The sequence below is a fragment of the Veillonella parvula genome, from assembly GCF_040094895.1.
GTDB lineage: Bacteria > Bacillota > Negativicutes > Veillonellales > Veillonellaceae > Veillonella > Veillonella parvula_L.
Genome location: NZ_JBBNGV010000002.1, coordinates 395473 through 407129, shown reverse-complemented (window position 1 = coordinate 407129; position 11657 = coordinate 395473). Strand labels below are relative to the sequence as shown.

General features: G+C 41.9%; 12 protein-coding genes. 11 read left to right on the top strand and 1 reads right to left on the bottom strand.

Going from position 1 to position 11657, the window contains the following annotated elements:
- Positions 1-2 precede the first annotated feature (2 nt).
- A complete protein-coding gene (locus AAAT26_RS05875) occupies positions 3-464 on the bottom strand; it encodes an ArsR/SmtB family transcription factor (protein WP_118091140.1) in 462 nt (153 codons plus the stop codon).
- Positions 465-852: 388 nt separating this feature from the next.
- Here AAAT26_RS05875 and AAAT26_RS05870 point away from each other — a divergent pair, with 388 nt between their 5' ends.
- From AAAT26_RS05870 to AAAT26_RS05820, 11 genes are all read left to right on the top strand, one after another.
- Positions 853-2160, top strand: a complete 1308-nt coding sequence (locus AAAT26_RS05870) for an FAD-dependent oxidoreductase (protein ID WP_118091139.1) — start codon at positions 853-855, stop codon at positions 2158-2160.
- On the top strand, positions 2157-2435 hold the full coding sequence (locus tag AAAT26_RS05865; protein ID WP_004694335.1) for a ferredoxin family protein: 279 nt from the start codon (positions 2157-2159) through the stop codon (positions 2433-2435). The genes AAAT26_RS05870 and AAAT26_RS05865 overlap by 4 nt, the downstream gene beginning before the upstream one ends.
- 4 nt (positions 2436-2439) lie before the next feature.
- Positions 2440-3429 carry an electron transfer flavoprotein subunit beta/FixA family protein gene (locus tag AAAT26_RS05860; protein ID WP_118091138.1) on the top strand — a complete coding sequence of 330 codons (990 nt, stop codon included), beginning with the start codon at positions 2440-2442 and terminating at the stop codon, positions 3427-3429.
- Positions 3429-4430, top strand: coding sequence for an electron transfer flavoprotein subunit alpha/FixB family protein (locus tag AAAT26_RS05855; protein WP_118091137.1), 1002 nt, complete (start codon positions 3429-3431; stop codon positions 4428-4430). The genes AAAT26_RS05860 and AAAT26_RS05855 overlap by 1 nt, the downstream gene beginning before the upstream one ends.
- 391 nt (positions 4431-4821) lie before the next feature.
- Positions 4822-5580, top strand: coding sequence for an SDR family NAD(P)-dependent oxidoreductase (locus AAAT26_RS05850; protein WP_118091136.1), 759 nt, complete (start codon positions 4822-4824; stop codon positions 5578-5580).
- A 112-nt stretch (positions 5581-5692) separates the two neighbouring features.
- Positions 5693-6454, top strand: coding sequence for an SDR family NAD(P)-dependent oxidoreductase (locus AAAT26_RS05845; protein WP_118091135.1), 762 nt, complete (start codon positions 5693-5695; stop codon positions 6452-6454).
- A gap of 267 nt (positions 6455-6721) precedes the next feature.
- On the top strand, positions 6722-7309 hold the full coding sequence (locus tag AAAT26_RS05840; RefSeq protein ID WP_118091134.1) for a hypothetical protein: 588 nt from the start codon (positions 6722-6724) through the stop codon (positions 7307-7309).
- Between the two features lie 244 nt (positions 7310-7553).
- The gene (locus tag AAAT26_RS05835) at positions 7554-8504 is read left to right on the top strand and encodes an ABC transporter permease (protein ID WP_349208981.1); all 951 of its coding nucleotides are present in this window, start codon (positions 7554-7556) and stop codon (positions 8502-8504) included.
- Positions 8497-9306 (top strand): ABC transporter permease, encoded by an 810-nt coding sequence (locus tag AAAT26_RS05830; protein ID WP_004697655.1) that lies wholly within the window; start codon positions 8497-8499, stop codon positions 9304-9306. Before AAAT26_RS05835 ends, AAAT26_RS05830 begins: the two co-directional genes overlap by 8 nt.
- A gap of 66 nt (positions 9307-9372) precedes the next feature.
- Complete coding sequence (locus AAAT26_RS05825; RefSeq protein WP_004697952.1) at positions 9373-10896, top strand: ABC transporter substrate-binding protein; 1524 nt, start codon at positions 9373-9375, stop codon at positions 10894-10896.
- Entirely contained in the window at positions 10889-11656 is a 768-nt protein-coding gene (locus AAAT26_RS05820) for an ABC transporter ATP-binding protein (protein ID WP_118091133.1), read from the top strand. The genes AAAT26_RS05825 and AAAT26_RS05820 overlap by 8 nt, the downstream gene beginning before the upstream one ends.
- Position 11657: the final 1 nt, after the last annotated feature.

The following is an 11657-nucleotide window of genomic DNA, read 5'->3' as shown; positions in this document are numbered from 1 at the left end:
TTTTATTTACTTTCTTCATCATGCTGCGGTCCCTTAGTACGTATTTCGACTGCCAGTTGCTCGCTAGGTATGGAGCTTTCATCAATTGATGGATATGATGTGTCTTCTAAGATAACCGTTTCTAATAATTTGTCAATTTCGTCAGACTGTATGGATACTTCTTTGTTGTACCATTCGCCAAATTCGTGAATAACCTCTTCGTTGCGACGAAAATAGGTATATTGGTCGATTTTGCGCGATTCCACAAGTTCAGCATTCTCTAAGATGCTCATAAATGTAGAAATAGAAGATTGCGATACACCGCAGCGCTTTTGGATACTCTTAACGCTCACACTATGAGGGAAATCGATAAGAGTGTTAGAGTGTACTTGTACACCGAATTCTTTCTCTGGGCGTTTTAGCCACAATATAATATCTAACCGATGCGGATTTGATAATGCTTTCAAGATTTTTAACGGGTCCATAGGGCCTCCTCTTAATTAAAAAATAACGAGTTCCCAACCTTGACCGTGGACTTGCATTATGCGGTCGTATTATACGCGTCTTGCTCCGTATAGGGTTTTTGCTACCTTTATCATACGCTACTTTTACCGTGAAAGCTAGACTTACTTATAAAATTCACGAATTGATGAATTTTATTGCACTCATCTAGAACAGAAAGTATACATTAGTATTAATATATAATGAGTATATATACAACATGTATAGACTTTTATAATATATTTCTGAAAAATATAGAATATATTCATCTTTCTGTGATAATTTTTAAAGGTATTTTGGTTCTAAATAGAGAAATATATATACTATATGAACTTATGTAAGTCTAAGCTTTCATTTAAAGGAGCTGAGTATATGGCAATTGATCGCAATGAAACATTTGATGTTATCGTTGTTGGCGCAGGGCCAGCAGGTTCTGCGGCGGCATTACGCCTTGCGGAGCAGAGGGTAAAAGTTTTACTCATCGAACGCGGTACCGCACCAGGCGCTAAAAACATGATGGGGGGACGCATTTATACACATTCTTTGGAACGTCTTGTTCCGGACTTTAGAGACCGTGCGCCGTTGGAACGAAAGGTGACAAAAGAGCGTATTTCTATTGGTACAGGCAATGAAATGACCACTATCGAGTATAGTTACCAAGATGGTGAACCTAATGAAGAATCCTACGTAGTATTGCGTGCTAAATTTGATAAATGGTTAGCAGAAGAGGCGGAGAAAAAAGGGGCTCTCCTCGTGTCTAATGTACAGGTAACTGAGCTTATTACCGAAGGTGAAGGAAAACGTCGCCGTGTAATAGGGGTTCGCTGTCACGATGACGAAGTATATGCAAAACTAGTTATCATCGCAGAAGGTTCTAATACATTATTATTGGAAGAAGCTGGTCTTACAGGTCCTACAGATCCAAAAACAATGGCTGTAGGGGTGAAAGAAGTATATAAACTCAAAAAAGAGGATCTTGAAAATCGTCTCATGCTATCTGGCGATGAGGGGATGGCGTGGCTTACTTTGGGCGATATGACCGATGGCTTATTGGGCGGTGGCTTTATTTATACGAATAAAGACAGCCTTTCCGTAGGTATGGTTGTAGGCCTTGAAGATATCGGTAAAGCAAATAAATCGGTAGATGAAATGCTACTAGCTTTCACAAGCCATCCAAGAATTGCACCATTATTGAAAAATGGTCAATTGAAGGAGCATAGTGCGCATCTCGTGCCAGAAGGCGGCTTTAAAGCTCTGCCTACATTGGGCGGTAATGGGTATGTTATCGTTGGTGATGCGGCGCGTATGTGTATGAACTTGGGGTATACCATTCGTGGGATGGACCTTGCCATCGAATCTGGCATGTGTGCAGCCGATGCGGTTAACGTAGCATTGCGCGATGAAAACATGGAGCGCGTTGCTAAATTGTATGAACGTCAAATCAAGAATTCTTGGTTATATAAGGACATGAAGCTTTATAAAAATATGCCTGCCTTCCTCGCATCAAATCCTCGCATATTCAAAGAGTATCCAGCTCTTGTGAATCATGTGATGCGCGATGTATTCACTGTAAATGGTGATGGTGCAGTACCAATGATGAAGAAATTGATGGGTAGTGTAAGTGACGTTGGTTTAGTTACCTTGATTCGTGATGCTTGGAAAGGGGTGCGTTCCCTATGAAACTAGAAGAGCGCTTGGGCGCCAATAAATACTATGTAGATGAAACGTCTCCTCATATTATTGTGGATGGCGCTGGCTTTAGCTTGGAAGAGAAAATGAAACTCGTAAATGGCTGTCCTGCCGGTCTATATACATTACAAGAAAATGGTGATTTAGCCTTTGATTTCGCTGGGTGTCTTGAGTGCGGCACCTGCCGTGTTCTTTGTGGCGAAACAATCGTAAAAACTTGGAAATATCCGCGTAACGCTAAGGGCGTAGAATTTAGACAGGGGTGAGTGTATGGAGTTATTAGTATGTATCAAACAGGTTCCAGATACATCTGAGATTAAGCTGGATCCGGAAACGAATAATCTCATCCGCACAGGTCTGCCTAGTATTGTAAACCCTTACGATATGCATGCGTTAGAGGCAGCTCTTGCGGTAAAAGACCAATATGAAGGTAGTCGTGTAACCGTTGTCACTATGGGGCCTCCTCAAGCTGAGGCGGCACTTCGCGAGTGTTTATCCCTCGGTGCAGATGATGCGGTGCTTATTACAGACCGTGCTTTCGGCGGTGCTGATACATTGGCTACAAGCTATACGATTGCCTCTGCCATTCGTCATATTCAACGTACCATGAATCGCGAGTTCCAAATGATTTTCTGCGGCAAGCAGGCTATCGATGGGGATACGGCGCAAGTAGGTCCTCAAATTGCGGAGGAACTAGGCATGGCGCAAGCTACGTATGCTTGTGAGTTGACCGTAGATCAGGCGGCTCAAAAGGCGATTGTGAAACGAGAGCATGAAAATGGTTATGAAGTGATTGAGGCTCCATTACCATTATTGGTAACAGCTACGGCTGAACTCAATGAGCCTCGTCAACCAGGGCTTTGGAGCTCTATTTACGCGAAACGTTATGAAATTTCCCATATTACATTGCGTGATATGCCTAATATTGATGAAAGCCGTATTGGTCTCAATGGCTCTCCTACGCGCGTTCGTAAGGTATATCAACCACCGCTTCGGGGCAAGGTAGAAATGCTTTCATCCGTGGAAGAAGGGGCTAAAAAGGTTCTTGAATTGGCCTATAATATCAAGCCAGAAAAGTTTTCTCATCTATTGGTGCCTAGCGAAGAACCTGTGGATGAGCCTGTAGATAACAACGATGAGGGCGTGGATGTAAAAGATCCTGTGCAGCGGGCTGCCACTGTTGAAAGTGTATCCTCTAGTGAGTTTAAGGCTTTAGCGGCCGTTAAAGGTGGAGAAGGTTCCAAAGGAGGTGATCGATAATGGGAGTGACAAATTTTGATGAATATAGAGATGTCTTTGTCGTAGCCGATACCATCGATGACGTAGTGCATCCGGTTACGTACGAACTTATCGGTCAAGCTCGTCGAATCGCTAAGGAATTGGGCCAACTCGTTCAAGTTATGCTTCTTGGTGAGAATGTTCAATCCGAGGCGGAGGAACTTGTGGCACATGGTGCCGATATTGTTCACGTTTTTGAAAGCCCTCTTTTAAAATACTATACAACAGACGGCTATACAAAGGTTTTGACAGATTTCTTTGAAGACCATAAGCCTAATATCCTTTTGATTGGCGCTACGAATAATGGCCGTGACTTGGCACCTCGCATGTCAGGTCGCATGAAAAATGGTGTCGTAGCTGACTGTACCATTTTGACGGTAGATACTACAGAAGGCCTTGTAGAATGGACGCGTCCTGCCTTGGGTGGCAATATTTTAGCTGAAATTATTTCTCCAAATCATCGTCCACAAATGGGCTCTGTCCGTCCTAATGTATTTAAAAAGCCGGACCGCATTGCAGATAGCTGGGGCCGTATTCAAATTGAACAATTTGACCTTAAACCTGAAGATATTCGCATGAAGCGCCTTGACTTCATTCCGTTCAGCAAAGATGGTTACAACATCCAAGAAGCAGATATCATCGTAGCCGGCGGCCGCGGTATGGGTTCTAAGGAGAACTTCGATAAGCTCTACGAACTTGCCGATGCTATCGGCGGTGTTGTAGGTGCTACACGTCCCCTTGTAGAAAAGGGCTGGATAGAATTGCCATACCAAGTAGGCCAAACAGGTAAAACTGTAAGCCCTAAACTATACTTGGCATTCGGTATCTCTGGTGCTATTCAACACGTGAGCGGTATCTCTGGTGCTGACACAATCGTGGCTATCAACAACGATCCAAATGCAGAAATTTTCCAACACGCTAACTATGGGATAGTGGGGGATTGCATGGAAGTTTTAAATGATATGTTGGCGCATTTGAAATAAAAGATGTGCATAAAGTGGCATTAGAATTGTAATACAATAAGGAAAGAGGATACCCTTCCCGAAAGCCTCCAAAGCGAGCTAAGTCGGTTTCAGAAAGGGTATCCTCTTTTTATTATCATATTCCTTAATCCATATGCCACTTTATGTGTTCTTTTAAATACCACCTGCGCCGACATATCATTTTAGAGAGAAGGGAAATGCGCCCAAGGCGGCTTCGAATAGGTATCCCTATTTGGCTTACTGCTGTTGTAGAGCTCAAGTATTAGCGTATTATAAACAAATGCTCCGACATATCATTTTTATTAGTATAGGATGGTGGCTTAGAGTCCATTATATATTAAAGTGGTATAATTAGGGTATAGATATAGTTCGGATTGATAAGGAGGTTTTTATGGCTCGTAATGTTTTTGTTACTGGTGCAACGTCTGGTATTGGTCTTTGTATTGCCGAGGCGTATGCAAAGTATGGTGATAATGTTTTGATTTCTGGACGTCGCTCTGAGGTGTTAGCTGAGGTACAGGCTCGTTTATCTAAGGAGTATGGCGTGCGCGTTGAGACTTTGGTTCTTGATGTGCGTAGTCGTGAGGATGTTGAAAGCAAGGTTTCAGCAGCAATTGAGGCTTTTGGTGGCGTTGATATCCTCGTAAATAACGCAGGTCTTGCACAAGGTTTAGATCCTTTCCAAGATAGTACTGTCGATGATGCAGTGACTATGATCGATACGAATGTGAAAGGTCTTTTATATGTAACAAAAGCTGTACTACCTTATATGATTGGTAAAAATGCAGGCCATATCGTGAATATGGGCTCTACGGCTGGTATTTACGCATATCCAGGTGGCGCTGTTTACTGTGCTACAAAGGCGGCTGTTAAGATGTTGAGCGATGGTATTCGGATGGATACGATTGCTACAGATATTAAGGTCACAACTATTCAACCGGGCATTGTAGAGACTCCATTTAGTGAAGTTCGCTTTCACGGTGATGCGGAAAGAGCTAAAGCTGTCTATGCCGGCATTGATGCGATCCAACCTGAGGATGTGGCGGATGTTGTACTATACGTAACAAACCAACCTAAACGCTTACAAATCTCTGATGTCACAATCATGGCTAACCAACAAGCAGCTGGGTTTATGGTGCATAAGAAATAAGACATCCTATGATTTAATGTGAAGCTGAGTAAAGGTCTCGTATGTTAACTAAGGAGGCAAAGCAAGTGCAATAAAGCCGGATACTCTTATTTATAAAGGAAAGGCATAAAAAATGAAAAAGTATATCGTTGTTACGGGAGCAAGTTCAGGCATAGGAGCAGCTACGGCAAAAGCTTTTGCACGCCGTGGAGAAAATTTGATCGTTATTGCACGTAGAGCAGAATTATTAGAAAATTTGAAAGGCGAGATTGCTAACATTTCGCCTGATTCAGACGTTATTGTAAAACCTTGTGATCTCTCGCGTAGCGAAAACGTTTTAGCGCTTTGGGATGACCTTAAAAGCTATGAGTTAAAGGCACTTATTAATAATGCAGGCTTTGGTGATTTTGGATTCATGGGCAATCATGATATTCAAAAAATGGTAAAAATGATAGATTTAAATGTAACTGCACTTGCGATACTTTCCAGTTTATTCGTGCGAGATTATAAATGTAAACAAACACAGTTGATAAATGTTTCCTCCGTGGGTGGATATTTTTTAGCGCCCGGAGTAGTACCATATTGTGGCACAAAATTTTTTGTAAGTGCCTTCACAGAGGGCTTATATCATGAGCTTGCACAGGATGTAGATGCTAAAATGCAGGCTAAAATCTTAGCGCCTGCTGCTACTAAAAGCGAGTTCTGCGATGTAGCTTCAGGTAAAAGCGGATTTGATTACGATGCTTCATTTGAAAAGTATCATAGCAGTGAACAGACCGCAGATTTTTTGCTCACCCTTTATGATAGCGATGCATGTGTTGGCGAGGTGGATTTAACTAGCTTTGAGTTTAAGCTCAGCGGGCCAAAATTTAATTACCTAGCTGCTGCCAAATAGTAGATAGGGATGGATTATATATAAACATAGATACTCCTGATGAGCGTCTTAGCATCTATTTTGAATATATGTTTGTATAGTAGCTAATATAGAACTCAGGATTTTATATCAAAAATAACTACTTGAAATTCCCTATCATTTAGGGTATAATTATAAAATAAGTTTTGATAAAGAATATTTTGTAAAATATATTTATAAATTATAATATTCTTAATACATGTGTTGTGTTTGTACAGATGTATATGTAAAAGAGCGGAGATTATAATCATGTTGAAGAAATTTGTATTGATGGCTGTTGCTTGTGCTTGTGTAGGTTCTTATACTGTTGCGGGTGCTCAAGGTACTGTTGATGTAAAACCGAATCAACCTAAATCTGTGGTAGCTCAACAAGAAGCGCCAATGGTTGGCATGCCAAGCCCGTTTCATGAGTTTTCTACTGTAGATGAAGCGGCTAAATATATGAATATTACACCTCAAATGCCTAAGGTATTACCTGTAGGTTATAACATTGAATCTGTAAGTACTATTGATAAGGATGTATTGCAAGTGGTTTATGTTTACCAACCTGGTGAAGATGCTACTCGTAATCAGGCTGCAGGCAAACGCATCGTGTATCGCGTATCTAATGAAATAAAAGAAGATATTAGCGGCGATTATAGCGATTTTCGTGTAACAGCTAATGAAAAAGTAAACGGCACAAAGGTTATTTTCAAAGGTGGCAATAAAATGGTATATCTCATAGGTTGGACCAAAGACGGCCAAACTCATGGGATGTACTTTGAACGCCCTGTAACTCGTGACATGGCTAAAGCGATTGTTGCTAATACAGTAGCTCCAAAACAACATACAAAATAATATACAAAATAATATACAAGTCCAGGCCTAATGGGATAGGCATGCGAGTTGTGGTGAAGCACTCGCATGGACACTGTAAGGGTTTTATATAGAACGGCTCCTCATATGAGGGGCCGTTTTTGTTGGTATGCAAAACTTTCATAATGATAATGATTCTAAATACCCATGTGGGTATATCTATCTAAGTATTACATTGATAGAATATAAATATAGCTATTTTGTGATAAAGAAGGCAGGTGATGTATTGTATCGATTAATACTACAGCGTTTGGTGAGTATTGTAGGTATTTTATTTGTTGTTACCATCGGTACATTTGTATTGATAAAATTATCTCCTATTGATCCCGTGTCGATGAAGTTTAATCTTGTAGGGGCTACACCAAATCCAGTTGTAGTTGCACAGATACGAGAGCAGTTAGGTCTCAATGACCCTTGGTGGCAGCAATACCTACGTTGGTTAGGTCAAATTGTACAAGGGGACTTCGGTGAGTCCATTCTGTACGCTTTACCAGTGGCGACCATTCTTGGTGGCGCCTTGCCTAATACCTTGGGGCTAGTATCCTTAGCTCTTGTTATGGGGATAGTGGTGACCACACCGCTCGGTATGTTATCTGCAAAGTATCAAGACTCATGGATTGATCATGGGGTTCGTCTCGTTACATTTCTAGCATTAGCAATCCCTGGGTTCTGGGTCGGTTTATTATTACTGTACTTATTTGGTGTTAAATTACAGCTAGTGTCGATAACGAATACCAATGGCTTTTCTGCCTATGTATTGCCCGCGGTAACCCTTGCTTTATGGATATGTGGTCTCTACATTCGTCGATTGCGCAATGCTATTTTAGAAGTGTCGCGACAGCCCTTTGTACAGGGGGCGCGAGCATTGGGCTTGCCAGAATGGATGGTCTACACCCGTTACATATTCCCTCATGTGGGACTTATGTTGTTGCCTATGATGGGCGTAACCATGGGGGCCATGCTTGGGGGTTCTGCCGTTATTGAAACGGTATTCTCCATTAAAGGAATCGGCTACATGATGGTGCAGGGTATTATGGCTCGCGATTATGTATTGATGCAAGGCTATATCATCTGGATTACCTTGGTGTTCATCGTGATAAATATCATCATTGATGTATTGGGTGTTTGGCTGAATCCGAAGCGAAGAGTCGCTATAAAAGGAGGCTCTTATGAATAGACAAAAGCCCTATACTTTATACGCTATGTTAGTATTAGCAGCTCTGTGGATCGTATTTTTCTTATGTGCTCCCTATATAGCACCCTTTGATCCTGAAACGACGAGTATTGCGGACCGCTTACAAGACATTAGTAGTACCCATCTATTAGGTACTGACCAACTCGGTCGTGATGTGTGGTCTCGTATTCTGTACGGTGGTAAAGCCTCTTTAGGGATTGCTTTCACCATCATTGGCATTAGTGGGGCCATCGGTATCGCTATTGGTGGGTTAGCAGGATTCTCTACACCTAGCATTGACCGTTGGTTATCTCGCTTGATTGATTTGGTACTAGGGTTCCCGAACATGGTGATTGCCATTGCTTTCATCGGTATTATGGGACCTAGCATAACGAATGTAATCATTTCCTTGTGCATTACGAAATGGGCGGAATATGCCCGTATCACTAGAGGCCTCGTACAGATTGAACGCTACGCGGAGTACATTACCTTTGCTCGTATGTCAGGTGCTTCAAATCTACGAATTCTGTGGCGCTATATTCTGCCGAATGTATTGCCACCGTTGGTGATCGTTATTATTCAACATTTAGGGGACGCCATCATTTTGGTAGCCAGTTTTTCGCTCATCGGCATCGGTGTACAACCGCCGGATCCGGAGTGGGGCGCTATCTTGTTGAGCTCCCGAGATTTTCTACAAACGGCACCGTGGCTGCTAATTTATCCGGGGCTCGCTATTTTTATTACCGTTGTTTTATTTAACTATATTGGTGATGCGTTGCGCGATGCCCTTGATGTATCTCGTTAACCGTGCTGTGTATAGATTTTTTATGGTGAAAGCCTCGACGAGGCAATGTATTTTAAAGGAGATATTATGAAACGTTGGTTGTTAGCATGTTTGTCCATGCTATGCATGGTAGCTCTCTTGGTTGGCTGTGGCAATGATACTGCTAAAGATGGCAAACAAGGGAAGCATATGAATGTTGGTTTGTATTGGTTTGGTGAAACATTAGACCCAACTCACGAATGGGATGCGTGGACATTGACTCGTATCGGTGCAGGTGAAACCTTAGCCGTTGTAACACCGGATATGAAATTTGCCCCACAATTGGCAGATTCTTGGGAAAATGTAGACCCTACAACATGGAAATTCCACATCCGTGAAAACGTAAAATTCCACAATGGTACTCCGATGACACCTCAAAAGGTAAAAGAGTCCATTGAGTATACGATGAAACAAAGTGCTCGTTCCGCTAAAGCTGTTAAAATCGAGTCCATCACAGTAGATGGTCAAAACTTGATTATTAAGACTACAGAGCCTAATGGTTCCTTGTTATCTAGCTTGACTGAACCTGCTTTTGTTATCATGGATACTGCAGATCTTAAAGATGTAGCATCTAAACCAGTTCTTACAGGCCCTTATAAAATCACTGCTTTCAAAAAAGGTGAAACAATTGAACTTGCAGCCTTCGCAGATTACTGGGGTGGCAAACCAGGTCTTGATACTGTAACTGTAAAAGACATCGAAGACAATAACAAACGCGCTATGGCGTTGCAATCTAAAGACGTAGACGTAATTCAAAAAGTGGACTCTGCTAACCGCAGCTTGTTCAAAGACGGTTTTAATATTCAAGACGTTGCTGGCGTTCGTGTGTTTATGTTGAAAGCAAACCACACAGAAGCATCTCCATTGCATGATAAAGCTGTGCGTTCCGCTATTGCTCATATCATTAACTATGATTCCATGGCTAAAATCATCGGCAATGGCTCTACACCAGGGGCAGCACCATTCCCTCCATCTGCCAATTTAGGTTATGATGCGATTGCTAATAAACCGATGACAGATGTAGCAAAAGCTGACCAAATCTTGACTCAAGCTGGTTACGCTAAGAATGCAAACGGCATGTATGCAAAAGATGGCAAAGAATTAGCGATTACTATTGCTATTTGGGGTAAAGACACAAGCTTATACGAAGAAATTCAACAAGAATTGAAAAAAGCAGGTATTGCTGTAACTCTTAAGAAATTACAAAGCCCTGATGAAGTAGATACACTTGGTACAGATGGTTTTGATTTAGTAGAACGCAATGTAGTGACTATGTCTACAAACGATCCTTACTGGTTCCTCAGCTTATTCTACAAAACTGGTGCGAAAGCAAACGTTGGTGGCTACTCTAACCCTCAAGTAGATGCGTTAATCGACCAATTGTCAGTAACATTTGATCAAAACGAACGCTCTAATATTGCAAAACAAGCACAACAAATCTTAGTTGATGACGTAGCAGATATCTATTTGTTGTATCCAAGTGCAACAGTTGTATCTACTACAAAAGTTAAAAATGTACCGGTACATCCAATCGATTACTACTTATTAACAAAGGATTCTACTATTGAATAAATCTGATTGTATCGTATTTGATAAGGTTACAATTTCATATGGTGCGGAGCAAGCGGTACGCGATGTATCCTTCTCCGTGCCCAATGGTGAGGTCTTTGCCATCGTTGGTGAAAGCGGCTCTGGTAAATCTACGTTAGTTCGTGCCGCCTTTGGCATGTTAAAACAAGCTAGCATTAGCGGCCAAATTTTGCTAAATGGCACCGATGTTTCTACATTGAGTGATGGTGATTGGCGACAATTGCGGGGCGCGAAGATTTCTATGATCTTTCAAAATCCCAGCGCCTATCTAAATCCAAATCGCACCGTAGAAAATCACTTCAAAGATTTATTCCGTGCTCATGGTGAAAGCTATGATGTAAGCCGCGTTATAGATATGCTTAATCTTGTTCACTTAACTGACGGAGAGCGTATCTTGCAGTCCTATCCGTTTCAATTGAGCGGTGGTATGCAACAACGGTTAGCAATAGCCTTGAGCCTCATCTTGAAGCCTGGTATCGTATTTGCTGACGAACCGACTAGTGCCTTAGATATGCTGGTGCAAGCCTCTGTATTGGATCTTATGAAAGAGGTAACGCAGGCTCTTGGGGCAACGGTGATTATTGTAACTCATAATATCAAGGCGGCCGCGCGCATTGCCAATAGCATCGGTGTTATGAATAAGGGGCAACTCGTTGAAGTGGGATCCACCGAAGAGGTCATGGCCCATCCAAAGGATGAGTATACTCGCATCTTGTTAGATTCCGTAATGAAAGTGGTGTAGT